The sequence below is a fragment of the Thioalkalivibrio sp. ALJ1 genome, assembly GCF_000745395.1.
Lineage (GTDB): Bacteria > Pseudomonadota > Gammaproteobacteria > Ectothiorhodospirales > Ectothiorhodospiraceae > Thioalkalivibrio.
This window is the reverse complement of the sequence record NZ_KN050684.1, coordinates 565327-591498: the sequence shown is the minus strand read 5'-3', so window position 1 is coordinate 591498 and position 26172 is coordinate 565327. Positions and strand designations below refer to the sequence as shown.

General features: G+C 59.0%; 18 protein-coding genes and 1 tRNA gene. 14 read left to right on the top strand and 5 right to left on the bottom strand.

Annotated features, from left to right (window positions below):
- Positions 1–47: 47 nt before the first annotated feature.
- Positions 48–695, bottom strand: coding sequence for a cAMP-activated global transcriptional regulator CRP (crp, locus tag F462_RS05090; protein ID WP_018142212.1), 648 nt, complete (start codon positions 693–695; stop codon positions 48–50).
- A gap of 192 nt (positions 696–887) precedes the next feature.
- Here crp and F462_RS05085 point away from each other — a divergent pair, with 192 nt between their 5' ends.
- Together F462_RS05085 and speD are read left to right on the top strand one after the other, a co-directional pair.
- Positions 888–1316 (top strand): OsmC family protein, encoded by a 429-nt coding sequence (locus tag F462_RS05085; protein ID WP_038052108.1) that lies wholly within the window; start codon positions 888–890, stop codon positions 1314–1316.
- Between the two features lie 75 nt (positions 1317–1391).
- Positions 1392–2201, top strand: a complete 810-nt coding sequence (gene speD / locus F462_RS05080) for an adenosylmethionine decarboxylase (protein ID WP_038052107.1) — start codon at positions 1392–1394, stop codon at positions 2199–2201.
- 383 nt (positions 2202–2584) lie between these two features.
- Here the strand turns inward: speD and coq7 are convergent, their stop codons facing one another.
- Positions 2585–3226, bottom strand: coding sequence for a 2-polyprenyl-3-methyl-6-methoxy-1,4-benzoquinone monooxygenase (gene coq7, locus F462_RS05075; RefSeq protein ID WP_038052105.1), 642 nt, complete (start codon positions 3224–3226; stop codon positions 2585–2587).
- 64 nt (positions 3227–3290) lie between these two features.
- Positions 3291–4469, bottom strand: a complete 1179-nt coding sequence (locus F462_RS05070) for a (Fe-S)-binding protein (RefSeq protein ID WP_244270849.1) — start codon at positions 4467–4469, stop codon at positions 3291–3293.
- Between the two features lie 103 nt (positions 4470–4572).
- On the opposite strand from F462_RS05070, the gene F462_RS05065 reads away from it, so the two are divergent.
- The 3 genes from F462_RS05065 to F462_RS05055 all read left to right on the top strand — a co-directional run bounded on the left by F462_RS05065 (position 4573) and on the right by F462_RS05055 (position 5833).
- Positions 4573–5310 carry a DUF481 domain-containing protein gene (locus F462_RS05065; RefSeq protein ID WP_038052101.1) on the top strand — a complete coding sequence of 246 codons (738 nt, stop codon included), beginning with the start codon at positions 4573–4575 and terminating at the stop codon, positions 5308–5310.
- Positions 5311–5392: 82 nt separating this feature from the next.
- The gene (locus tag F462_RS05060) at positions 5393–5698 is read left to right on the top strand and encodes a (2Fe-2S) ferredoxin domain-containing protein (protein WP_038052099.1); all 306 of its coding nucleotides are present in this window, start codon (positions 5393–5395) and stop codon (positions 5696–5698) included.
- A gap of 58 nt (positions 5699–5756) precedes the next feature.
- A tRNA-Met gene (locus tag F462_RS05055) sits at positions 5757–5833 on the top strand.
- Positions 5834–6038: 205 nt separating this feature from the next.
- Here the strand turns inward: F462_RS05055 and F462_RS05050 are convergent.
- Positions 6039–6260 (bottom strand): helix-turn-helix domain-containing protein, encoded by a 222-nt coding sequence (locus tag F462_RS05050; RefSeq protein ID WP_038052097.1) that lies wholly within the window; start codon positions 6258–6260, stop codon positions 6039–6041.
- A 136-nt stretch (positions 6261–6396) separates the two neighbouring features.
- On the opposite strand from F462_RS05050, the gene F462_RS05045 reads away from it, so the two are divergent.
- Genes F462_RS05045 through F462_RS05030 form a run of 3 tightly spaced genes read left to right on the top strand, consistent with a single transcriptional unit; the run spans position 6397 to position 8676 of the window.
- Positions 6397–6624 (top strand): hypothetical protein, encoded by a 228-nt coding sequence (locus F462_RS05045; RefSeq protein WP_018937363.1) that lies wholly within the window; start codon positions 6397–6399, stop codon positions 6622–6624.
- Positions 6617–7819 carry a tyrosine-type recombinase/integrase gene (locus F462_RS05040; RefSeq protein ID WP_038052092.1) on the top strand — a complete coding sequence of 401 codons (1203 nt, stop codon included), beginning with the start codon at positions 6617–6619 and terminating at the stop codon, positions 7817–7819. The genes F462_RS05045 and F462_RS05040 overlap by 8 nt, the downstream gene beginning before the upstream one ends.
- Positions 7816–8676, top strand: a complete 861-nt coding sequence (locus F462_RS05030; RefSeq protein WP_051918112.1) for a TraI domain-containing protein — start codon at positions 7816–7818, stop codon at positions 8674–8676. The genes F462_RS05040 and F462_RS05030 overlap by 4 nt, the downstream gene beginning before the upstream one ends.
- Positions 8677–9163: 487 nt before the next feature.
- On the opposite strand, the gene F462_RS13960 is transcribed toward F462_RS05030, so the two are convergent.
- The gene (locus F462_RS13960) at positions 9164–9526 is read right to left on the bottom strand and encodes a hypothetical protein (RefSeq protein ID WP_244270848.1); all 363 of its coding nucleotides are present in this window, start codon (positions 9524–9526) and stop codon (positions 9164–9166) included.
- Between F462_RS13960 and F462_RS14080 the strand changes: the two genes are divergently transcribed.
- The 6 genes from F462_RS14080 to F462_RS05000 all read left to right on the top strand — a co-directional run bounded on the left by F462_RS14080 (position 9458) and on the right by F462_RS05000 (position 26100).
- Positions 9458–9670 (top strand): hypothetical protein, encoded by a 213-nt coding sequence (locus F462_RS14080; protein ID WP_371180513.1) that lies wholly within the window; start codon positions 9458–9460, stop codon positions 9668–9670. The genes F462_RS13960 and F462_RS14080 overlap by 69 nt on opposite strands.
- Before the next feature lie 159 nt (positions 9671–9829).
- Positions 9830–13861, top strand: a complete 4032-nt coding sequence (locus tag F462_RS05020) for an NERD domain-containing protein kinase family protein (RefSeq protein WP_038052089.1) — start codon at positions 9830–9832, stop codon at positions 13859–13861.
- A 113-nt stretch (positions 13862–13974) separates the two neighbouring features.
- Positions 13975–15417, top strand: a complete 1443-nt coding sequence (locus F462_RS05015) for a hypothetical protein (protein ID WP_156100395.1) — start codon at positions 13975–13977, stop codon at positions 15415–15417.
- A gap of 9 nt (positions 15418–15426) precedes the next feature.
- Positions 15427–20754 carry an ATP-binding protein gene (locus tag F462_RS05010; protein WP_038052087.1) on the top strand — a complete coding sequence of 1776 codons (5328 nt, stop codon included), beginning with the start codon at positions 15427–15429 and terminating at the stop codon, positions 20752–20754.
- Entirely contained in the window at positions 20751–21593 is an 843-nt protein-coding gene (locus tag F462_RS05005; protein WP_156100394.1) for a hypothetical protein, read from the top strand. The genes F462_RS05010 and F462_RS05005 overlap by 4 nt, the downstream gene beginning before the upstream one ends.
- Complete coding sequence (locus tag F462_RS05000; RefSeq protein ID WP_038052085.1) at positions 21577–26100, top strand: hypothetical protein; 4524 nt, start codon at positions 21577–21579, stop codon at positions 26098–26100. The genes F462_RS05005 and F462_RS05000 overlap by 17 nt, the downstream gene beginning before the upstream one ends.
- The last annotated feature ends 72 nt before the right edge of the window (positions 26101–26172 follow it).

Below are 26172 nucleotides of genomic sequence, written 5' to 3'. Positions count from 1 at the left end.
GAAAGGCCCGGGGTGCGGGACCTTCGGGATCTGGGGTCGATGCCGCGTCAGCGGGTGCCGAACACCACGATGGTCTTGCCGTGAGCGGTGATCAGACCGCGTTCTTCCAGGTCTTTCAGTACCCGCCCGGCCATTTCCCGCGAGCAGCCGACGATACGCGCGATCTCCTGGCGGGTGATGCGCAGCTGCATGCCATCCGGGTGGGTCATGGCGTCGGGCTGGCGTGCCAAGTCCAGTAGGGTATGGGCGATCCGCCCGGTGACGTCCACGAACGCGAGGTCCATCACCTTGCGCGAGGTCTGGCGCAGGCGCGTCGCGATCTGGCTGGTCAGCAGCATCAGGATCTCGGGGTCGCGCTGAGCGATTTCGCGGAACTGGGTGTACGGGATCTCCGCAGTTTCGGTGTCTTCGCGGGTGGTGACGGTCGCGCTGCGCGGGTCATCCTCGAACATGCCCAGCTCGCCGAAGAATTCGCCCTTGTTCAGGTAGGCGAGGACCAGCTCGTGGCCGTTATTTTCGCCCAGTACCGACACCGATCCGCTCACCACGTAATACAGCGTGTCGGGCACGGTGCCTGAGTGAATAATCGTGGTGCGCTTGCGGTACTGACGCCGATGGCAGTAACCAAGGAAACGCTCCAGCGCGGGTGAGGGCTGGGCGGGGCGGTAGACGAACGGGTTGTTCAAGGCTTCCATGGTCACGTCCGAAATGGGCTTCCTGAGAATGTGCTTCAGTGTAAAGCAGCGTTTGAGCTCAGTACCCAGGGCGGCCTGCAGCGGTTCACAAAATCCGGCAACAGGCCTCTGATTTTGTGCAGCAGGTCCGCCCTGAGTAGAGTCCACCTTGAAGTATAGGCACGGATCCTTCCATCCAACAGGAAAAAACCGATGCAGGTGAAAGTGAAATGGCTAGACCAGGTGGCGTTTGTCGGTGAGACCGACAGCGGCCATGCGGTGATAATGGACGGTGCGCCGGACGCTGGTGGGCGTAACCTGGGCGCGCGCCCGATGGAGATGTTGTTGCTGGGGATGGGTGGTTGTACCAGCTTCGATGTGATTGCGATGCTGAAAAAGGCGCGTCAGCAGGTGCTGGACTGCGAGGTGAGTGTGGAGGGGACGCGGGCGGAGACCGTGCCGAAGGTGTTCACGGATATTCATGTGCACTTTCGGGTGTACGGCCACGAGTTGTCGGAAAAGCAGGTCGGGCGTGCGGTGGGCCTGTCCGCGGAGAAGTATTGCTCGGCCTCGCTGATGTTGGGCGCCTCGGCGAAGGTGACCCACGACTTCGAGATTATTGAGGGCCCGGCGCCGCGCTGAGGTTCTTTTCTTGGACTCGGAGGCCGAGGCGTCTACAATTCGCCGCTCGCTGCGGCCCGGGCAAGAGGACACGCCATGCCTCGTCACAAGAAGCAAATCAAGCTCCACGGTTTCAACAACCTGACCAAGAGCCTGAGCTTCAATATTTACGATATCTGCTATGCCTCGGGTGACCGGCATCGCGACGAATACATCGCCTACATCGACGAGGCGTACAACGCCCAGCGTCTGACTCAGATCCTGTCCGATGTGGCGCACCTGATCGGGGCCAATATCCTCGACATCTCGCGCCAGGACTACGATCCGCAGGGTGCGTCGGTGACCATGCTGATCTCGGAGGAGCCGGTGGCCACCGAGAAGATCGGCTACACCGAGGGCCCGGGCCCTCTGCCGGAGACCGTGGTCGGCCACCTGGACAAGAGCCACATCACGGTGCACACCTATCCCGAGGCGCACCCTGAGGGTGGCATCGCAACCTTCCGTGCGGACATTGATGTGTCCACCTGCGGGCGGATTTCGCCGCTACGCGCCTTGAACTACCTGATCCACAGCTTCGAGTCGGACATCGTGATCATGGATTATCGCGTGCGTGGTTTTACGCGCGACGTGCGCGGCAAGAAGCACTTCATCGATCACAAGATCAATTCCATCCAGGACTTCCTGTCGCGCGACACCCAGGAGAAGTACCAGATGGTGGATGTCAACGTGTACCAGGAGTACCTGTTTCACACCAAGATGGTGCTGAAGGACTTCGACATGGACACGTATCTGTTCGGCCTGGGCAAGGACGACTATTCGGCCAGGGAGGCCAAACGCATCTCCAAACTGCTCAAGCACGAGATGATGGAGATCTTTTACGGCAAGAACATGAATCGACCGGGCTAGGGAGACGCTGATTGAATCGCACGTCCGCGCTCGAGTGGCTTTTGCGTACGAACAAGGCGCGGTGACTGCCGTGCAGTCATTCTGCACAAAGGGGCCGCAACGCCGTGCGCGCGCCCGTTTTTTGATCAACAACGGGCGGCCGAGCCCGCTCTTTCAATCACTTGTCGGGTTGGTGCCACCTGTTCCCCGATCCTGCGTTGCGCCCCAATCCATCAAAAACGGGCGGGTAGAACCACTACCCGCTGCACGACGCGCCTTGTCTCGGGAAACAGGGGGCGCCAACGCGGACGTGCGATTCAATCAGCGTCTCCCTAGATACCTGCCGCCTTAGGGAAACACTGATCAGTGTTTCCCTCGGGGGACTGACTGGCTCCGCGCTTGGGTCAGATCCAGTAGGCCGTGCGTGTCATCACGCTGGAGGTCAGTGGCATCAGGAAATTGCGCACCGGCCAGGGCGGCGCCTTGCCACCTAGCGCCATGGCGTGCGCACCGTGCTCCACTTCGTCCTGCTTCATCTGCGCCAGGATGCGTGTGGAGACCTCGTCCTGGGCCGGCAGGCGTTCCAGGTGGCGATCCAGATGGCGTTCCACCTGACGTTCGGTCTCGTCGATAAAGCCCAGGCTGTAGGCGTCGCCGGTCAGGCCGGCCAGCGCGCCCATCCCGAACGAGCCCATATACCAGAACGGCCCCAGCAGGCTGGTGCGGCCTCCCAGGTCGTGCACCCGCCGCGCACACCAGTGCAGGTGGTCGCCTTCCTCACGCGAGGCCTGGTCCAGGTGCTCGCGGATCTCGGGGTTGCGCGCGGTCAGCATCTGACCCTGATAAAGGCCCTGGGCCGCGATCTCGCCGGCATGGTTCACGCGCATTAGCCGGGTCGACAGGCCGCGCTCGTGATCGTCCAGATGCGGCCCTATATTGTCCCCGTCAGGTGATGGCCGGCCAGTCGATCGGGCTTGCCCGGAGACGACCTTCACGAACGCATCGGCCTGGTTGATCAGATGATCCAGCGGGGAGAGGTGGCGCATGGTTTCGTACCGGTTGGAAGCGTCTTGGCGGATTCCATAAGGGTACCGCAAGCGGGTGCTGGGATCAGTGCTCCGCGCGGGCTTTCAGGCGCCCGGCCAGAAACCGCGCGGGCGACAGGATCGGCGGTGCGGTGCCCCTGTCGGCCGCCAGTGCGCGCAGGTGTACGCTGCAGCCGACATTGGGGCTGACGATCACATCCGGGTGATCCCCGGTGAGCGCTTCCAGGGTTTGGTGCCCGAGGCCATCGGCCATAGTTGGCTGGGTCAGCATTGCAGTGCCGCCCGCCCCGCAACAGTTCGGGGTGTCATTTACTGAGGTCAGCGTAATCCCGGGAAGCGCGCCCAGTAGCGCGGTCAACGCCTGGGCCTCCCGGGTCACGTTGCGCTGGGTGCAGGGTAGATGAAGGGCCACTCGCGTGGGTGCGTCGTCCCATGGCGACGCGCCGTTGTGTGCTTTCAGCTGCTCGGCTAGAAACCGGGTGAGGCTCATGCTGCGGGCCGCCAGGGTTCCGTCCGGGTATTCGCGCAGCGTGGCCTCGCAGCCGCTGTCCAGCGCAATGACGGGCAGGTTGCCGGGGAAGGCTTCGATGTTTTTCGCGCGCAGGGTTTGTGCAGCAACACCGTGGCCGACGTGCTGGTCGAGCGCGCCGCAGCAGACCTGGGCCTTCGGGATGACGACACGAACGCCCAGAGCGGCCAACAGCTCCAGCGCGGCCTCCAAATCGGGGCCAGTGAAGAAGCGATCCATGCAGCCGGTGAATAGCAGGGCGTCGGCGGTTTCGATGTCCGCGGTCGCGCGAAGCCGGGACGTTTTGGTCAGAGAGTCCCGGGTGTGGGCAAGACTGCGTCGCCAGTCGCCTGCGGGGAGCAGCCGGTCCATATGCAGGTACGCGCCGCTGCGGGCCGCCAGCCCCCCGAGACGGCGTAGGGTTGGGTGTTGCAGGGCCTGGTGCTGGAGTGTCTGGCGCCAGCGGCGGGCGCGTGAAGGCCTGGCTGGGTGTTCGTCCAGGATCTCGCGGGCGCGGTCCATCAGGGCTCCGAAGGGCACGCGTGCCGGGCACACGGCCTCGCAGGATCGACAACCCAGACAGCCTTCCAGGTGGCTGCGCAGGCGTTCGGATTCGGGTTCCAGTCGACCCTGGGCCAGGCCTTGCATCAGGGTTAGTCGCCCGCGCGGCGAGTCGCCCTCCACCTGATGCCAGGCGTACGTGGGGCAATGCGGCAGGCACAGTCCACAGTGCACACACTGGTCCGCCGCAGAAAGTCCCCTGAATCTCAAGGGCTGGTCCGATGTCCCCAGCGGCTTTGCTAGGGTTTCGCCTCTATTTTCTTCTGGGAGGTTTCCCATGCTCGTGCGTTCGTTCCGACCTGTTGGCCCCGCGTTTGTTTCGCTCATCCTGCTGAGCATACCAGCCTCGCAAGGGCTGGCCTGGGAGGCTGAAGGCTGGCAATCGACCATTGAACTAGGGGCCTCGAAGACAACCGGCAATACCGAGTCGACCAATGCCACTGCGCGCTTCCGCGCCGAGCACACCGCCATCGACTGGCGCAATCGCATTCGTCTGGATGCGTACTTTCACGAAGAAGACGATGAGACTACCGGGCAACGCTACGTCGCCGGCTATCAGGCGGACCGCAAGCTGGGCGAACACGATTACCTGTTCGGGGCCCTACGCTACGAGAGAGATCGCTTCAGCAACTACGACTACCAGGCCTCGGCTACGACGGGTTACGGTCGCCGGCTCATCGACGGCGAGCGGGTGCGGCTGGACGGCGAGATCGGTGCCGGTATGCGCCAGGTGCGCATCCGAACCACCGGGGAGACCGAGAACGAGCCGGTGGGTCGACTGGCCGGAAACTTTCGCTGGGATATCAGTGACAACGCTCGGCTGACCGATGAGCTGCTGATCCTGACCGGTAGTGACAATACCGAGATCGAGAACATTCTTGCCCTGACCGCGGACATCTCGAGTCGGTTGGCCCTGCGCACCAGCTTCACCGTGAAGCACAACACCGACGTCGAGCCTGGTGTGGAAAACACGGACACCATCACGGACGTCAGCCTGGTCTACCGCTTCCGCTGATCGCGTGGACAACGGGCGTGGTCGCCCACCGTTTCGTGGGCGGCAGCGTTATCATGAGCCGGATCGATCACCGGAGAATCCGATGGGGTACTACCAGCGCCATATCTTTTTCTGCACCAATTGCCGGGAGGACGGCAATTGCTGCGAGGATCACGGGGCGACCGAGATGCGCACTTACGCCAAGAATCAGGCGAAGGACATGGGCATCCACGGCAAGGGTCAGGTGCGAGTGAACACCGCCGGCTGTCTCGACCGCTGCAATGAGGGCCCGGTGGCGGTCGTTTACCCCGACGGCGTCTGGTACACCTACCATGACGAGCGCGATATCGACGAGATCCTGGAAGAACACCTGAAAAACGGGCGTATCGTCGAGCGCTTGCAGATCTGACGCATGCTACGTTCACTTGACTTTGAGCGGCGGGTTCCAGAGAATTCGCAGCCCGCGTGGCTACGTAGCTCAGCTGGTTAGAGCACATCACTCATAATGATGGGGTCCCCTGTTCGAATCAGGGCGTAGCCACCACCAATTCAAGGGGTTGCCTCGGCAGCCCCTTTCTCGTTTGGGCACCGTGCCCAACTCGTGCCCACGCCGTGCCCATTCGGTGCCCAGGGCATGCTCGCTGAAGGTCTCCCACCGTTTCGTGCCGCCGCGCCATCGTACGTGGTTACCGCCGAGATGACTCCCCTTCCATCAGGACCTGGTCCGCGCTTCGGTGCCGGAGACGTGGTCATTGTATTTCGCCATCCCCTTCCGGGATGTATTCGAAGAGTTCGCCCACCGAGCAGTTGAACAGCTCGCAAAGTTTGTCCATGGCGTCGATCTCGATGCGAACGGCCTCTTCCTTGTAGAGGAGGGAAACCGTATTGCGATGTAGCCCAGTGGCGCGGGCGACATCCATGATCTTCATTTTCCGCTTTCCCATAAGGGTCGACAGGTGACACCGGATCATCTTGGGAGCCCTTTTTTTATTCTGAATGACATTTTGCCTTGACAGGCGTCATTCTGGGTTCTAAAGTGTCATTCAGTAGGGCATAAATCCGCCCTGCGGGGACAAACTTCACCCAGAAAGTCGCTTTGGAGGCTATATGAGCTACACCTACCTGTCTACTGCCGAACTCTCCGGTCGCATCAAGTACGAAGTACGCACGATTCGCGACCGACTCAAGGACAGCGTCCTGCTTGAGGGCCGTCACTACATCCGCCCTTTCGGGGGGCGGAAGATTCTCTTCATCTGGGAAACGATTGAAGAGGACATGATGAAGTCTGGCGCGTTTGCAGTGCCCATGGCCAACGGGGGTATCTGCAATGGCTAGCGTCCGGGCGCGGAAAGATACTGGTTATCTTTTCCTCGACTTCCGCTATGCAGGGAAACGTTACAGGGAACAGACCACGCTCCCGAACACGCCGGCCAATCGGAAGCGGCTTGAGCAGGTGGCGCGCCGACTGGAGGCGGAAGTCGCCGCCGGGACATTCGACTATGGGGCGTTCTTTCCCGACAGTCCGAAAGCACCGGCGCCCGCGGGCTTGCAACAGCAGGCGGCGGCCATGCCTCGTGCCTCGCTTGCCCCCAAGCCTCCAATGCGAACACCCTCGCTTGAGTCGTTCCATCGAACCTGGAGTGATGAGATGGCGCCGACCTGGCGCCAGACCTACCGGGAAAGTGTCGCCACGGCCTTCAAGACGCACGTCTTTCCGTTCTTCGGGAGGGGTAGGGAGGTCGGCGACATCAGGAAGGAAGACATTCACGCATTCCGGGCCCATCTCGCCAAAGGTAGCCCCGTACGCAAGCGTGAGCTCTCGCCTTCCACCATCAACAGGACACTCAAAATCCAGCGGATGATGTTCGATGAGGCCGCCGACCGCTTCCAGTTTAGGTCACCGTTCGTGGGCGTGAAACTCCTCAAGGAGCGCAAGACGCAGGTTGATCCGTTCACGCTCGACGAAGTGCGGCTGATCCTGAAGCACGTTCGCCCCGACCTGAGGAACTACTTCACCGTGCGCTGCTTCACCGGGTTGCGCTCCGGTGAAGCCCACGGGCTCAAATGGAAGCACGTCGACCTTGACCGTAACCAGATCCTGGTCCGCGAAACGTACTTGGATGGCCGGACCGAGTACACAAAGAACGACGGGTCCCAGCGTGAGGTGGCCATGTCTCGCCGCGTCCGCGAGGCGCTGCGCGCGCAGCGCAAGGCGACCGGACATCTCGACTATGTCTTCACGAACACGGCGGGGCAGCCGATCGACAATCGAAACCTGACCAAGCGGGTTTGGGCCCCCCTGTTGCGTTACCTCGACATCCCCTACCGACGGCCCTACACGATGCGGCATACCGCCGCGACGCTGTGGCTGGCGGCGGGCGAGTCGCCCGAGTGGATCGCTCGTCAGTTGGGCCACACCTCCACGGAGATGCTGTTCAAGACGTATTCGCGATTCATCCCGAACGCGACGCGGCAGGACGGTTCCGCATTCGAGAACCTGATCGACGAACGCTTCGGGGGTGAGACATGAAGGCATCCGTCCCCACCGTCGAGCACTTGGTGCCCGGGCACGTAGACGAAGCCGCGCAAACCTTTGGCGTATATCGCGTCCGGGACTATTTCGAGAGGGCAGGCATTGGCCATCTCGTCCTGCACCACGCTGGCCAGCGTTGGGAGGGGGTGGTGCGGAATCCCGCGGCGGCAACAGGCGTGCGCAGCGGCACGGTCGTTGAGGTCCAGTTTTCCGCGACCCTGGATGGACCGTCCAGCATCTGTTTCATCCGAGCGCTGGAATCGGGCGAGTATCAGCCCAGCCAAGTCATGCCCACATCCTGGTGCATCGACGGATCCGATCCAGACCGGCTCCGGACGCTGATCGAGCGGCTGACGACAGCGCCCTTCCGGCACTGGATGGAGGCCGTGGTGGACGACCTGGTACTGCTGAAACGTTTTTTCCAGCTTAAGGCGAGTTACAAGCACCATCATTCCGTTGCAGGTGGGTTGCTTCGTCATTCGCTGGAGTGTGCCGAGATCACCGAACAGACGATCCAGAGTGCACCGGCATGCTGTCAGACATCAATCGATGACAATCTGCGAGACGCCATGGTGCTGGCTGCGTTGTTCCACGACTTCGGGAAGACGCTCAGCCACTCGAGCGAGTCCTCGTGGTTGCTTCGGAAGACAGCTCACGAACACCTGTCCCTGGTCGCTTTGGCGGCTCATCTGCCACACCTTGCGAGCCTGTCTGTAACCGCACACGCATCACTGGTCCACGTGCTTATCCAGGACGCGCAGCGGCGCGGATTCGCTTCACCCCTACCGCTGGTCGATACGATCCGAATGGCGGATCGCATAAGTGCAGGCCTGTGGATGTCTAGGGCTGACTGAGCGTCATCTACCGTTGTGCGGCGCCGCATCGAGCAACCCCATTGTGTCGAGGAGGCGTCCCCGCAGCGTGGTTGGCGAGTCGCTATGCTGTTCTCAGACTGATTGGTCGCCTCACCATTTCGGGGTGAGCATTTGCCACCTCACAGTTGTCTAGCGAGATTTTGAGAGACATTAAGAGTCGGGCCGAAGGCCACGCCAGCCTACCAGCCCTGGGCAAGGGGGGGCTTCGAAAGCAGATCTGGCTCCAGGGGAAGCAATCTGACGGCCATCGTCGGCCTTCCTCGTGTCCTCAAGGGTTTCTTGTTGATGTCTCTCGCACACTTAATGGGCTAACCTGATTGCCTTCGTGCCGATGCGCAGGGCTGTGATACCTCGCCCAGGTTCGGCGCGGGTTCCAGTCTCCATGTTTCACTCGTCAAGTCTCTCCGCCAGAGCAGCGCTCAGCGCCGGCGGATCGCCGAAATGCGTCGGTCGTCCCGAATCCCCGTCAATAGTTGGCCTGGCTTTCGGGGGTTATCGGCGTTGCTTTCGAGCGGCGCGCTGTAAAAATCTCAGCATCTTCGGCGGTCGCCGCCGCCGCGGCGGCGACCGTTTTGGTGTTGTCTGAGCGATCCGACAACGGATCTGGCTTGGCCCACCAATGGCCGGCGGGTATCGCGCCAGCGACGTCGGCATGGACGCCGATGCCTACGGGGAAGAGCTCCGGTTCAAGCGGCAGAGCCGAGAAATCGCGCGTGCCTTGGACGCTTATCAGAAGGCGCTGGCTGCTGGCGATCAGGCCATGATGTTCGGGTGTCCTACCGACGAGGCGGAACCTCTCATGCCACTGCCCTGGTCGCTTGCGCTGCATTCCATTACCCATAGTGCAAACGTGTTCTGGCCACATGCACTGCGCACTAACTCCTTCCGTCCTGCTGGAACCCCTTCGCGCATGATGCTCCTGGGCCGGTTCCGCAAGAGCCCGACCACTCCGAACGGGCCTTTCGCCAACTGAAGCTTCCAGTCTGATATGGTCCATTTAGGGCCGGGTATGTGACATTCTCCGTGGTCAGGCGCAGTTGTGGGTGGTTTGGGCCTCCCGCGCTGTGCTCCTGGCCAGCACGCGTCCTCGGTTAGAAATTTTCGCTCATTCTGTGAACACAGGAAGACAAGGATGAAGTCATACGAGCACTCTGAATTCGAGCACGAGCGCGCGGCGTTTTCACAGCTTAAGGAGCAGGTTCCGGAACGGAGCGATCTTGAGCTGTATCCCAGCGTTTATATCTCGGACCAAAGCCGAAACGTCTATCATGAGTGCGACCTTCTAGTTATAGCTGAGAACTTTGCCGCTGTGGTTGAGCTTAAGCACTGGCAAGGAGACGTTCACGTTTCAGATAATCTCTGGTGGCGTGCGGGCCGGGCGACGCGCGATCCTCATGAGGTCAACCTGCCCAAGGCCAAAGTTTTTAAGTCATTGCTCGAGAAAGCGTTGCCAGCGACACGAGTCCCATTTGTGCAGTCCATCGTGGTCCTTACTGCAAGCAGCGCGATAGTTACCGGTGCTAATTCAGCGTTTGACACCATCAAAAGGCTCGATACTACTGGTCGCGTATTGGGGGATCACCTGACCTTCGATGGGGTCGACGAGTTTGCGAAATATCTGCGCGAGCGTGTGAAGCGTGATGCTGCCTCGGGGCGTCGGCAATTGACGCCGAAAGAGTTCCTGAATCTCAAGAAGAAGCTAGATATTCGGTTCTCTGGAGGGCCAAAGCGAGAGGACTACGCCGACCAGATCTCTGGCTTCAAGATTATTAAAGATATTGAGCACACGAAGCGTTACGTAAGCTATCTCGCCGAAGCTAGCCCTGCTCGCGGCGAAATGCTATATCGGTTGCGCGTATTCGGGCCAGCGAGCAAGGACCCTGCAGTGCAAGCCCGGCAGTTCCGAAGCCTCGATACCCTCGAGCAGTTGCCGCAGCACCCCAATATCCGTCCAGCGCACCGACATCCCAATGAACGTAATTTGGTAGTCGAGGTTTGCCCATGGAGTGACGTTCAAACGCTCGATCAGATTCTCAAGGCTGGGGTCGGATTAAGCCTCCACTTCGCCGTAAAAGTGGCTCGGGATATCGCGTTGGCGCTTACCCATATTCACGCCGGTGAGAGGCTCATCCATCGTAACCTTACTCCTCGAAGCGTAATAGTCGGTCGCGATGATCATGTCGAGTTAACCGATTTTGACCTTACATTCGACGCAGATTCGGACCATACAGTATTCGATGAAGATGAAGATGTAGATGAACTGGAGCGAGAATATCTTGCACCGGAAGCGCTTGTCGGAAAACCCGATCTATCATCAGATATCTTTAGTCTCGGATGCTTGCTCAACGAACTTCTAAAAGCGAGCGACGGTTCTAGTCATGCGCTGGCGGAGTTGCAGGGGCTCTCAGAGACTATGTCTAGCCAAGTCCCTCAAAACCGTCCAACGGCGGGTTTTGTTGCCGATCAATTATCGAAATTCTTGGGGGAGTCTAGGGCGACCACTGCGGTTGTAGAAGAGCATCCCACCCCTCGGGATCCACAGGTTGGCGATGAGCACGAGACATGGGAGTTAGTTCGCGAGCTCGGACGCGGCGGCACGAGTTGGGTGTTCTATGGTGAAAGTCACGGGTTTCCGGCAGCTATAAAGATCTTCGCTTCCGATGTCCCACGAGATCGTTGCCTTGCTGAGCGTGATTATTTAAATCAAGTCAGAAGCCCATTCGTCGTAGGCTCTCGGGGCTCATTGCTTCTTTGGGCCGGAGTCTACTGGTGTATTGTCCAAGATTATGCCGAGGGCACGAGTCTTGCCACCCTAATTGCCCGGAAGGAACGCCCTGGCGTGGATCTTTTTGCCGAGGTGGCTCGCCAGATGCTGATCGCTCTTGAATCTCTGCATAACGGGTGTTCGGGGGGCGATGAGGGTTTTTACACGAACGAAATAATAATTCACAACGACGTGACACCTGGGAACATTATTGTTGACGAGAAGAAGGGTGTTGCGAAGCTAATTGATTTAGGGGTCGCGAGCAATCCGGGATTGACCCTAATTAGGGGGACGCCCGGTTATGTGGCGCAGGACTTGGTAACTAAGGAAGGTTACTTGGCGTCGCCTCAGGGTGACCTCTACGCCCTTGCTGTAACCTTGGTGGAGTGGGCGACGGGAATGCGGCCGGAAGATTCAGAGTCGGTGCCGCCGCTCTTTCCCGAAGTTCTGCAACCGGAGGCATCCCACCGGTTGGGGGGCGTTATGCGCAAAGCCATGGGCGAGAGCGTTCAGCGTTTTGCTGATGCTCAGCTCATGCGAGAAGCCCTAAATACTGCCTTGGAAGGTCCTGTTGAGAACGCCTATGAGGCGGCAATGAGTATCGCTGGGCCGGAGTGGACGGACGAGGCGGCGGGCGGCCTCCTCCCCGCCGATCACGGGAGTGAGGCTCAAGCCTTCGTTGAATATCTCAATACTACCCATAATGTATCGGCCGATAACCGGCATGCACTCGCTGAGTCACAAGCCACGAGTAGGTATTTCCAAGATCTGCATGTTCAGCTGGAGTTGACCAAAAGTATTGAGGCGGTACTCGCTGACGAGCAGGACGTAGTCATAATGCTTACTGGTCACGCTGGCGACGGGAAGTCAACGGTAGCAATCGATCTTCTTAGGCGCGCGCTAGGAGTGGGATCCGGCGTGAAGCTTTCACATTCCCCGAAGGAGGTCGAGAAAGTTGATCTCAACGGGCGGCCTTTGGCAATCGTAAAGGACATGAGCGAGCTGTCAGCCAGTGATCGCCTTACGCGGCTACGGGAAGGAATGGAGGACAAGGGAAGTGCCGTAATTGTTAGCAATACCGGGCCGTTATTAAGTACGTTTACAGAATATTTTTCGCAGCAGAGAACGAAACACCAGGTTGAGCAAGACGTGCTACGTGGACTTTCGCAACCGCTGATAAACGGCGCGCTTGGAAGAGAAAACAGCTTTCCCGGGATCCACGGAAAAAAGGTCTATATCGCTAATTTGAGCATGCTAGACAATGTCAACGTTGCTGTCGAATTACTCGGTAAGATGGTAGACCATCCCGCTTGGGAGGCTTGTGGTGATTGTCGGGCGTCGGTTCGCTGCCCGATTAGGCAGAACGTTGAGCTGTTGCGCGAGGCGAGAACGGTTACCTTTAAGCGTGTGCGGTATGTGTATGAGAGGTTAACCGCATACGGGCGGCGCATGACCATGCGTCAACTATCGGGGCACATGAGCTTTAGCTTGACCGGCGGGCGGTCTTGTCAAGAGGTGGTGACGCAGGCCGCGGCAGAGGGACCGCGGGCCTTTTTTAGCGAGAGCTTTTTCGGCTACGTTGGCGAGCGGACTGCGCAAGCGGAAGATGCTCTTTTTTGCCTCCGGCAAATGGCCGATCTGCACTTCGGGGCTGCCTCGGCTCCAACCCTTGACCAGCTCGTGCAGGATGGCAAGTTAGCCGAGGCTCTTGAGATGCCGTTGTCTGTCGATGGCGAGGTGAGGCGTCGTCAACAAGAGGCGCGTCACGCGGCCGGAGGAGAGGTGCGCCGGCGCCTGCGGCGGTTAGCGTACATGTTCGGCAAACCCCGGGCCAGCTACGAGGCGCTTGAACGCGTCCTGATCGATGAGTTTCTACATTCACCGATGTTGCGCACGTTAGCCCAATGGGTCGAGGTTGGTGGTGTCGATGCAGGTCTCGTGAAACGCAAGTTCATCAAAATGACGGTCGGGGTGTTAATGGAAGAATACATTGGTTGCATGGTGCCGGAGGGGAAGCGCGAGCGGCTGTTCATTACGCTGCGCCGTCCAGATGAACGGGTTTTCCAATCTGTACAAATTATTTTAAATTCAGTTCCTGTAGAGGAGTTCGATCTTGCGTTTGATCGGGAGCGTGCGCTGCCAATCCTTAGCCATGATTCGGCGCGGTTGGAGTTGACGTTGCCACTTCTGGATTACATTGAGAGCCGCAGCCGTGGGGAGCTGACCAATGAGCTCGATGCGATCCATCGTGCGAGCCTAGAAGAGTTTCGTGGCCAGTTGCTGGCTAAAAAATCGGTGGGGCAGAATTCAATAAAAGTGCTTCAAATAAATGCCGCTGGTGAGGTGGAGACCCACACGTTCAGTGTGGAGGGCAACGGACAGAAATTGGTATATCAATAATGAGCGATTGCAGCCGTTTTCCGGACATAGGTCTCGAACCTAAGACCGACTCAAATCTAGCCGTACGGGCCTTCGGACGCAGATTTTATCGCGATCAAACTCCGTTAGAGTACTTGAGCGAGTTTCTACTCTGTTTCAGCTCAAAAAAGGAGTTACCGGGCGAAAAGTGGGCCTCGGGCTTTCCGCCGTTTGAGGGCGTGCCGCGGCAGAAGCTAGCTTACTGTCCAGAAAGTCGCTTGGCGGTGAAATTGTTTTCTTTTTTTGCGTCATCGAAGCTCGAGACGCGGCACTCCGCGCACGTCCAGAGATTCAAACAGCTAATATCAGATCTTGAAGGTGCAGTGGAGGCCGATCGCCCTGACGAAAAGCATAAGGCCATCGCGGTGTTGCAAGAGTTGTTTTCGGGCTTCGTAGGCGTCGCTGGGCAAAGGACGTGGGCGACCCATAGTTTTATCCCCGCGTCGCGCTTTCTTCTCTCACGTGAGGTGGATTGGCGCCACAGTGCGGCCCTTAAAAAGGGAGTCCAGACTTGGGGGGAGGCGAGGCCGTATTTCACCAGCGGCTCTCATAATTTCATGGCGCGCGGCGGCGAGGTGCTATTCCTGCAGCTGTGGCATGCCCTACGAGGGACCCCGCCAGATCTCCAGCAGTGGTTGGAAGGACGCTATCCGTACATTCACTGGCCGGAGGTGGCAGCGCGGGTGGAGCATGGCCTCGACGAACTTCTAGGTGAGATCGATGCGCCGTTGGCGGAGCTTGGGAGTGTTATCGAGCATGCCGGCACGCGAGAGCCCGCGATAGAGGAACTCAAGAACGACCAGAAATTCGGTTGGGTGCCGCGCGCCTCGTCCCAGGAAGCGGCGTTGTTTGCCTGGGAACTCGCCAATATCGTGGCCTCCCAGCAGGACTCCTTGCGCAAGGTCCGGGTGCTACAGGATCTTTGTTGTTTGCAGGTGCTGCGGAGTATCTGTTTCCAGGCGGCGCGGCTTGTTGGGCCGGATGGGCAGCCGCAGGCTGCGGACTTCGCCGGGGGCTACGCTTGGATCACTGTTGGACCGCAAGCAGGGCTCGGCACCGATCTTGGTAAGGTTTCAAAAGCGTCGCATAGCGCTACGGAGGACCTCCTGTACAAGGCGGTGCGTTCCGAGGAGGTGCCAGCACTCTCGGGCGCTTCGCCGACCGACGCAGCAGCCGACAAGGCGGATCAGCATGCCTTCCGGCTTTTTCGCGCCTTGGGGAAGCAAATAGGGTTGATAGTGCCGCGCACTGGCCCGATGCGGTTCACCCTCTCGGGGACACTTGTCGAGGCTACCGCTCTAGCGCTGATTCCGCCCGGCGAACGGGTTTCGTTCGATGAGTTCCTGTGGCGTTTATACAGGCACTTCGGTATCGCCGTGGGCGCAGCTCAAATCGAGGCTGCGTCGTCGACCTTGGCCGAGGGTATTCGCTTGGCGCCCCAGCGCGACAGCGCTGCTTGGCTTGAAGACGAGCTTAAACGCGGCGGTTTCCTGATCGCGCTTTCCGACGCGACCCCGCTCGTAGAAACCCCGGACTGAGACGCATACATGCATCTGTTTACCAGAACCTTTAAAGGATATATCGCCGGGCTCATCAATCACGCGCTCGAGGATGAGGGCGCGGGGGAGCTGCGTGTCTTCGCTCAGTCTATGCCGCCGGGCGCGGTTTACCAGATCTTCAATGGGGTTCGCGATTTCCTCGATAGTAAGACCGCTCGAGTGCGCTGCGAGATGCGAGTCGCAAAGGGGCTCCACGACCATTGGCGTGAGAGCGGTGCGCCTCCGGGCGAGATCGATCGATTGTTGCAGCAAGGATGGATCGACACCGATGACCGGCTTACTCATTATCGTAACCTCACTGCCGAGGCGGATACGGATTTGCTGTTGGTGATGCTGGTCGGCATCGACCACGCTACCGATCGCGGCGGGCTTGCTGATTTCTATACGCTGACGGATGAGGCCCTCTTTCGGGATTGTATGGGAGCGAGCTACCAGGGCTGGGTGGACTATAGCCTTAACCAGGCTGGCCTTGCCGATGCCACCGGCGCGGGCGGGCGCGACTTCGATCAATTTCTACGCCAGCTCTTTCAGATGCGGCCACGCAATCTGATGGCCTTATCGGAGTTCCTTGTCGACGTACTGCTACCTCAGGGCGCCAGCTGCGATAGCGCAAGCGATTTCCTTGGGCTAGCATTCGAGAACTTGCCATTTTGGGGTATTCCGCCGCTTTTCTCGCCGGCCGACCCAGTCCGGCGGATCGATCTGTTGCCGATCGCTGCGAAGATCTTCGACCGCGAGTTGTTCCGTGAGAAGCGGGAGCGCATCAGAGCGCTCGAGCGCATTGCTCAAGCGGAGTCGGAATTGGCTGTAGCGCCGCAAACCCGGTCCGGCGTGATCTACCAAGACGTTCAGGACTTCACCAATACAGTTTCTGAATTTATCGAGCGCGGTAGTCGGCAAGTGCAGGAACGTTTGTTGCAGACCGATTTCTACGTCGTAACGCAAATTTTACAACGTAAACCGAAAGCCAAGCTGAAGAAGGTCCGTGATCAGACCCTCAGAGGGCCGAGTCTCGAGGTGTTTTTACGCGCAGTTTTCGACACTTTGCATGACTTCGTAGCTGGCTGTGGCCGGAGGTCGGCAGCAGACCAGATTCAGCGGATTGAGGTTTCGATCGAGTCATTTCAATTCGATGGCACTGAGGACGATCAAGATCACGACCTTGGCGGTGCCCAGGAGGTCTTTCAAGGATTAGTTGGGGGCCTAGACAAGTTCTTGGCGGAATTCAAGATTCCACTTAGCACGGAGTCGGAGGACGGCAGTGACTCCCGTGAGATTCCGATCGTCTTTCTCTTTGGTAGTGCCGGCCGGGGATTGACGATTGAGTCGAAACGGCTGAAAGAAAGCCGCCTACGATTTCGCGTAGAAGCGGTGGCCGAGACCGGTGACCTTACTGTCAAGCGGAGCTTCGTTTGGGTCCTTGCCCCTCATCACGAAGAGCGGGTGCGGCTAACTAGCGCACGCCTGATAGAAAACGAGCTACGTAACGATCCGTCTATGCGTCTTCCGGTGGTGCATGTCGGTTCGGCCTTGGACGAGTTGTACTTCGCCCTCGATGCGGGTGAGGCACACCGCATGTTCACGTCAGCTTTGAGCACCGCCTCTTATAGCGACGTGCTTGATGGTCTTCCGGTGGGCGATCTCGATAGCGACATAGAAGCTGCGTTGGCCGAGTTGTCTGCCGCTTATAGGAACTTTGTGCGTGAGCTAGCGACGAAGGGCTATTTTGCGGCGTTGGATAAGCCGTTACGGGATCTAGTCAGGACCTATAAATCGGCCGTTGATCTTGCTTTGAGGCGAGATGAGGAGAAGCAAGCCTACGGAGATGACCTTCTCCGGAGGTTGTACCAGGCGTTCCTGTGTGTGCCGAACGATATATCGTCGACGAGTGCCTACATTCCTGTGGCGCTTGCTACAGGAATTACGCCGGCGATAGCCGAAACTGTGCAGGCTCGTGAGGTCTTCCTACGCGACGGGTTTCTGCAGGTGGGGCAAAGCCTCGTGGAGGACGGCCATCGTTCCGGGCGCGCGAAATTTGATCGACTTCTAGGCCTAGTCGAGCTACGTCGACCGCTTTACGGCTTGGTGTTCGATTCGTCGCGGCGTCTAACCACGAATTTGCGCTCATTCGGGCTGCTGCATCGATTAGGAGAGCGTCCAGTCGCGGCCCCAACGCTTGCCGCCCAAGCTGAAATGCGAGCCGAGGACGTAAGCGACGGCGGGAGCCTGTCCGAATACCGGAGAGCCTCACCCGAATCGCGGGTCATCACTCAAACGCTAGTGGACTACCGCGAAGTGCACCCGTATGCGTCGGATCGACTTGCGGTAATGGCCGCCAACGTCGAAGATTTGCGGCCATTGATCGCCGGCATTGAGGCTTTCTTACAGCAAGAGCTTGGCCGGCAGGATCCTGCGATAACAGTGCCCTATATGATGAGCGTTAGGATCATCGGTCGCGGTCCGTCGCCGACGGCCGCTCAGGAGGTGCTGCGCCGTTGGCAGGAGAGCTGGAGTGACGAAGGAGGTCGGCAGCTACGGCCGTGCCGGCTTACACTTGCCTATCTCCCAGCTCACAGCCGCGAGGAAGTGCTGACATTTCTTGCGGCGGTCGATGAGCCGCATGACCTCGGTTTTCTGTTCGATTTTCTCAACGACCAGACAGGTGGTGACAGCATTGTGCCGGTAGAGGAGTTTACCCACGACTGGGGACCCGGAAATATCGGTAAGTTCCCAATCAGCGAGCATCCTCGACCCGTGCGACCGACCGATCCGCACCTAAGGCAGGGGCAAGTGAGCAACCGTCGCTTTCAACTCGCTGCCCGTCACGCGGAGATTAGCGCACGTCTTAAGAACCCGGATCATCCGAGCCGGGACCATCTGATCTTTAATCAGGTTGAATATGGCGATTTAGAGCGAGCGATGATGCGTTGCATGCATTCACTCGCCCGCTGGGTCGCCTGTGTCGACCGTTTTGTCGACAAGGCGTTGATATTAGACGCCGATGGTGAGTCATCCGAGCAACGCAAACTGGTTGGATTTACCTCCGGTGTCGGAGCGTACGGCGAGTTCAACCTGACACTTTCGACGGAGACAAGCACCGCTGGCGAGTTGTTGCAAGGGACCGCTCGGCAGTTGGGATTGATCTTTAGGGGCTGGTCTGACGAGGACTGTCAAGGCGCCGCACAGTGCTTGGTGACCGAGGCTCAGGCTATCACCGGTTTGTCATTGGTGCGAGCGCTTGGAAATGAAGGGGTAATGCGTAATGTCATCGGCTACGCCATCGCCAATCGAATCTATCTAGGCCCGTCCAACGCAATCATGTGTGCGGCGATTCCGCTCGATTCGTTCCCACACTGGTTTAGGGGTGCAGAGCATGGCTATGTACCGGATCTCTTGTTATTAGAAGCGCACTTGGACGGCGATCACTTTACCGTTGAAGCAACCGTTGTCGAATGCAAGGTCGGCCAGCGCTCGCCTACGCATGTCGAAGAAGCCGTGACACAGGCGGCGGTCGGTGTGGAGCACCTGAGCACGCTGTTTTTGCCCAACAGCGTGCGCGATCGGGCGAGCGACTTCGACCGCCGCTATTGGTGGGCGCAGCTCCATCGAGCTTTGGTGGTGAGGAACCTGCACCCGATCGAGTCAAGCAAGGAACGCGCGGTAGACCGGGCGCTTGAGCAGCTTGCCGAGGGTTCATTCGATGTCTACTGGCGCGCGGTCGCCGCCACCTTCTGGACTGACGACCCTGATCAAACGCCGAGCCTCCGTCCGGCCCGAACTGTTGGTCCGCTGCTGGGCACCGGGGACGTACCGCTCAATGTCTACCACGCTTCGGTTGGGTCCCGGGCGACACTTACGGCCCTAAGGGGTGGGGAGCCCCAACTGCGTGATCAGCTTTGGCCAGACCAGGCGGTCCGGATTGTCAGGGAGGATCGCGCTGATGAAGTGCAATTGCAGGAGGCCACATCTCGGACATCGCCAAGCGAGCTGGGCGAAGGTTGGTCTCGGCCTGAGCAAGAGTCTCCCGTAGCGGCGGGGGCGGAACATCAGGTCTCCGTTGCGGAGGCACCGGTTACGCAACCGGAAAACCCGGAGCCGGGGATCTCAAAGGTTACGGCAGGGGCTGAGATCGAACCCTTGGAGGAGTCGGAGAGGGTGTCGCCAATGAACCTTACTTCCAGCATGCCCGAGCGCATTCTACTCGGTTATGAGCTGACTAAACATGGTGGTGGGGTCGCCGCACCCGTTTATTGGGAATACGATCATTCGCAGTTGCCAAACCGGCACTTGATGGTATTCGGCAACTCTGGGCAAGGTAAGACTTATGCTATTCAAGCGGTGTTGCTGGAAATGGCCAAGGCAGGGCAATCTTCCCTGGTTATCGACTATACAGACGGTTTTCTACCTGGGCAGCTCGAGCCGGAACTGAGTGAGACGGTGAACCCGGAGACCTTCGCGCTGGCCGCCGGGCGCAAGTTGCCGCTCGATCCATTTCGACTCCAGAGTAGCGAGATCGAAGGCATCGGACGCTTTCAGGAGACGCCCTTTGACGTAGCCAAGCGGGTGGTGACCATCTTTACGGCGGTTTACACCTCTCTTGGGGAGCAGCAACAGGCGACCTTGGTGAGCAAGATAGAGCATGGTGTGCAATCCGGCGACCTCTCTCTGCAAGCCCTCTATGACCAGCTGCGCGACGATGGCGAGGACCTATTGGCTAATAAGCTAATGCCGCTTGCTCGTACCGAGCCATTTACCAGCGTCGATGAGGAGGCATGGTCGGCGCTATTTGAAGGCGCGAGCAGTTACATCAATATCTTGCAGCTAACTCGGATTCCTAAGGAGGTGCAACGACTGATCATTGAGTTCTTGCTTTGGGACTTATGGGACTACCTGCGGCGGACCGGAAATAAAAACCGACCGCGCTTGGTGGTGCTCGACGAAGTCCAAAACCTTGATCATCGGAGTGGATCGCCGCTTGAAAAATATCTCCGCGAGGGGCGGAAGTTTGGAGCCTCGATGATCCTTGCTACCCAAACGATGAGCAACTTCAATCGCGAAGAGCGCGACCGCTTGTTCCAGGTTGCGCACATGTTGCTTTTTAAGCCAGCCGACACCGAGCTTAAGAGTTTTGCCAACGTGCTCAAGGACCGTACACCGGGTTCGACCATGGATGAATGGACGCAGTTACTCTCGTCCTTGCAAAAGGGGGAGTGCCTGTCGGTTGGCTTCGAACGGGGTCCGGACGGTCGCCTACGGCAGCAAATCCGTCATGTTGCCATTAGCCCGCTCTTGGAACGCATCGGAGATACACCTTGAGTGCTCTGAAAGGAGAGCGCTTACCCCTCAGTTTCCATATGACTTTCCTGCCCGAGCGGCGGTATCTAAGCAGCTTGCTCAAAGATACGGAGCTCGCTGAGGGCGGTACCGTGGAAGAGATCTCCGCACGCACGGGTATCCCGACTGGTAAGTCGAGCGGTAAGGTGAAGCCACTAGTGCAGTATGCCCAAGGAATGGGTTTGCTCGAGGTCGAACAGTTGAGGGGGACGGGGCGCCTCCGGCTCACGCTAACAGGGCTTGCGCAAGTGGTTCTCAGAGAAGATCCGTGCCTGCTTGAGGAGAATACGCAATGGGCTCTCCACCTTATGCTTTGTCGGCACCATGGCGGAGCTGAGGCATGGCACGCTGTGTTCGTGGATGCTGCCGCGGTTCTCGGGCGCAGTTTTCTGGCTGAGGACTTAGAGCGGTTTCTGAAAAATCGCTTCGGCTCGAGCCGTGACGCGATCGGTCCCCTACTTCGGACGTACGTTGACCCTGCGGGGTTTGGCAAGGTCGCGGCCATTTTGCAGGACGCGGATCGCGTGCTGCTGCGCAAGGTACCGCTGCATCCAGCCCTGTACGATACTGTGGGAGCGCTCCTATTTCTTCATTGGGATGCTTCCATGCCCGACGACACTCAAATCGCTCTTAATGAACTTGAGGCATGTTCGGGTCTGATTACCGCGGCCGGTTGGAATTTAGAAGAACAGTCGTGCTTTCTGAGTGCGATGGAAAACGGGGGGCTGTTACGGGTCGACCGACAAACCGGAGCGCCCATTCTGACTCGTCTCGTCTCCACGGATGAAGCCCTAAGGTTAATGTATGGCCGACTCGTCTGACACTGATCCTAAGCACGTTGTCGGTGACATCGTACGCTTTCGCAGCGACCTGTTCTTTGACGGCGCGGTGCAGCTGCGGTGGGTGAGCGAGGCACCTGAGCGTGCGCTGAAGGCCGCGAGCCATTTCGTCTTCCATGGACCGCGCTATCACGCTGTTACGCGTGAGGATGCGAGCGATGGCTATGTACTGCGGGATACCGCGACCTTCAGCACTGATCTAGTCGAGGGACTCGCGCATGGCGAGACGTTCCAAGGTAATCCTTTCTCGCTGGCCATAGCTGGTTATGGCTCCGGTAAGTCGCACTTGGCCGTCACGCTTGCCAAGTTGTTGAATGACCCGTCCGGCGAGCTTGCTGTCCAGATCCAAGAGAACGTCCAGGCCGCTGATGTAGACGTAGGGGGGCGGCTCGCCACGGCGCTCGACTCACTCAAGAAGCCTGTGCTAACGGTGTTGCTCGACGGCATGGCAAATTTCAATCTCGGCGCGGAACTCAGCCGGAGCATCATCGTCAAGTTGAGGTCCGCCGGCTGTGACCTTGCTGCCGTTGAAGAGCTCTCGCCGCGGTTCAAAGCCGCCGAACAGTTTGTCGTGCGCAACTTCGCTCTTCGCGGCGCGGACTTTGCCGAGGAGCTGCCAGGAGGCGATGCTGAGTCGATCATTGCCCTACTGAGTGAGCATGACGAGGCTACCTACAGTGCGGTCGATACCATCTTCGAGCGGGCGAACGGCACACACATTCCCGTGGAGGGTCTGGAGTCGGTGCAAGACCTGATCGTCACCGTGACCTCCCTCTACTGTGGAGAAAACGGGCCGTTCAGTGGGATGCTTATCCTGTTCGATGAGTTTGGCCGCTTCCTAGAGTACGCAGCTGAGCAGCCGCAGCTCGCCGGGGACTCGGCGCTGCAACAGCTGTTCCAAGGTGTTCAGGACAGCGCTGGCCGAGCACGTTTTCTCGGCTTTATCCAGTACGACCTCAAGGCCTACGCTAGCCGGATAGAGCGCCGTGACTTGATGCATTTGCAGCGCTATATCACGCGTTTCGATGCGGCGGACAAGTCGTATCTCTCGACGAATCTCGAAACGTTGTTTGCCCACCTAATTGAGAAGCGCGACGCTGACTTCGTGGATCGGCAGGTTGCCAGAGGTGATGTCGCCGGAGGTGATGAGGTTGCGGTCACTCATTATCACTTTATACAGGCCTTGCCCGAGGCCACGCGTTTACCGGTGTGGCACGAGCTTGAGCAGTTCCGGCAGGTGATCTGCGCTGGCTGCTGGCCGCTAGATCCGCTAGCGGTCTGGTTCTTGACCCGGCAGCAAGATGTCGTGCAGTCACGTTCGGCGCTAAACATCGTCAAAGCCTCCGTTGAGCGCATCGCTGAGCAACCGGCCTTGACGGGCACGGGACATGCGCGGGTGATTTCCGCCGCAGATTTGCTCCTGACTGACATGCTGCCTGAGTTTGTGGCGGCAGAGCAGGCGCGCGGCGGGGCCGTCGCTGAGACCCTGCAGGGCATTCTTGAGGAGCGCGACGCTCAGCTCGAAGCCAATGACCGTCGCATTCTCGCGGCCGCGGCGGTGCTTCTCAAGTTGCGAGTGCGACTTCCGCAACGCGACAAATATGAGCGGTTTCTCGCACTTGCTGCCGGGGTTCATACCGGGTCCCTGGCGCCGGCGCTGCATCACCTAGGTGAGGAACTCGGTGTCCTTGAGTGGAACGACGACTTCGGGCAGTACGAGCTTATACAGGATGCCGCGACGCGCGGTCAGTTCCGACACTTGCTCCGAAGCCGTGCCGCAGATCCGGCGACGCAAGTGGCGGGGCCCCTATTCAGGACCTATGCGCGAACCTTATGTGGCCTGCAGGCCGTCGATCCAGGTTTCGCAGAGGCGCAAAGTGTTGCAACGCAGGATTGGCTCTTCGAGCCAGTGTATGCAGCCTCGGATTCGATCACTGATAGCATTGTGAACGCCTTCAAGGACTGGAGGCAGGCGGCGGATGTAAACGAAGCCAAAGGTCGCATAATCTACACTTATGTCGGTAGTTCCGAGGACCTCGAGCGCGTCCGCGGAGTCGTGCGCGCGGGGCTCAACGACGAGCTGCGGAAGCACGGGGTTATGCAGGCCCCAGTTTGGGTATCACTATTATGTGATGCCGATGGGCGCCTCGCCGAGAGCTTGCAGCGTTGGTGGGTGCTCGAACGAGGCCTGACCGAGCAGGATAAGGAGCGTTACCGGCGCTTCGTGTCGGCCGAGGCCGAACGGGTGGTAAATCTCGCGCAGAGTGCGACGACGCAGGCACTAAGCGAACGGCTACATGAGGTGGCTGGCTTTGATGAGGCGCCGAGCGGTCGCTTGTCCAAGGTTGGGCAGGAAGTACTTGCCGTCGTGTACCCGCAGGTTGTCCCATTCCCGTTCGATGGTTTTTCCACAGGCACGGGGGTTGGCACTACGGCCAAGAAAGACTGTCTCGAGATTGTGCGGGCGCTTGTCAGTGGAGAGGCTGACGCTGAGTGGGTGCAGTCGCGTGGGACTCGGTTGCGTAACCGAGCAAGCCAATTGCTGGCGCGTGCTTGGGATGTATTTGACCGAGACGGGTCACTCGCCGCGAAGCCGGGGAACCGGCGCATTAGCGACGTGCTCGATACGCTCGACGGATGGCATCAAGAGAAGCTCTCACGCTCACTCGAGGAATCGCGACGGGCGCTGATTGCTGCTCCCTATGGCTGCAGCCTTGCTTCAGCGGGGATAATCTTAGGGCTCTTTGTGGCGCGACGTTGGCCGCAACGTAGGCTCTTCGTTGACGGGGAAGCCATTCAGGCGGCCGGCTGGATTGGGGAAGCTTTTAAGGCCAATGACCTAAATGGGAAGGTACTCGCACGTACAACGGTTCATTTCATCGCGGAGGATGCCCAAGCACGTTGGGAGCATCTCTTAGAAGACTGGCGCAATGCCACTCGGCACAGACAGCGCATCGAATATCGTCAGCAGGCGAAATCCCTCGAAGGGGAAAGTGCCGTGCCGGTTGAGTTTGTTTACCAGTATGAGCAACTGGTCGATCAGGCGAGTCAGGCCCAAGCGACGGTGCAGACCTTCGAATCCAAATTCGAGCAGCTTCAGCGCGAGCTTGAGGGCAGCTTCCAAAAGGCCAACTCGCTGTCGGCACTTGCCGTGTGTGATCGGCTGGTCGCGCTCCATCAAGAGGTGACGAACGGCGCGTGGGAAGCGGAGGAGGTCGACTATGTCGAGCGGCTACTGCCGTGGGTGCGCAGCCAGTTGGAGCAGGAAGCACCGCGCTGGATTGAGCGGGCACACTGCCGATCGCCTCAAGAGGTTGGCGAGTACCGCCACAAGATGGAGAGAGCCGCGGCAACCTGCAGGCGGCTAGATCTTCCGGCGCTTGCAGAACGTGTTGATCGCCAGAAGACGAACTCCATTGCCACCGTGGAGGACCGTTTTAAGTACCAAAGCGTCTTTGCTGAGGCTCGGCAGTTCGCCAGAATGACAACGATTTCGCCCGTAGCAGCTATTGTCGAACTCGAGGCGGTTCGGAGCCAGGCTGATCGTTTCAGTGAGGAGCTTCGTGAGGCTCGGCAGCTGCTGCAGGAGCCGGACCTTGACGAGATTGTCGAGCAGTTGCAACAACATCAAAGCGAGGCGACCGATGCTATCGCAAGACACCGCGCTGACCTGCAGGAACTCTATCAGACTTCTATCTACTCGCTCGATACCGCCCGAGCCCTGCAGAGGCAGATTGCGCAGGCAAGGGAGGTGTTTTCTGGGCAGCCCGACCTTAGGGATATCGAGGATGCGCGACAACAACTCGAAAAGATCTGTCTCGATTTGGAAACCTGGAGCAGCATTGAGGGTAGTCCGGAGGGCATTGAGGCACAGCTCAGCTCGGCGATTGAGGCGCGCTGCGCCGAGCTCGATCAATGGTGCGACGATGCTGAGGTAGACCCGCTGTGGTCGTTTCGCGAACTCTATGGCGAGTTTTGCAAACGCCATGTTGCTGCCGCCCATGAGCGCTCGGCTCTCTGGCTGCGCAGCTCCGTACCGCGACTGGAAGAAATTAATACCCTCTCGCTCGAGCAATGCCGGCAGAGGTTAAAGGTGCTAGAAGGGGGGCGTCCTGGGTATCTCGGCACGGCTGACCTGGAAGCCGTAGAACGGATCTGCGAAGCTTTGCGGAGCCGCGCTAGTGATCTTGAACAGCAGCATGAGCGAATCGAGGCAGAGCGCTGGCTCGCGCAATTCGAAGGCCTGGATAGAAAAGTCGATGAGTTGTCCGGCCGTGAGTGTGACCAACTGCTTCAAACACTTAGGGCGCCGCCTGAGCAGTTGAATGTCGTGGAGAAACAATTCATTCAGGATCTGACTACGGCCGTCGAGCAGCGTCTTGATGCCCTCGATGTTTCCGATATCATCGTACGGATTCGTCGGCTCAACCCGCACGCCTTGCGCCAAGTCATCGATGCCATCAAGCATGCAGATAATGCTAGCACCTGACGGTGCCAATCATGTCAGGCCTTTCATTGCCCTATCCTTGATCCTACGACCGAAATCGGCTGCCGCCTTCCC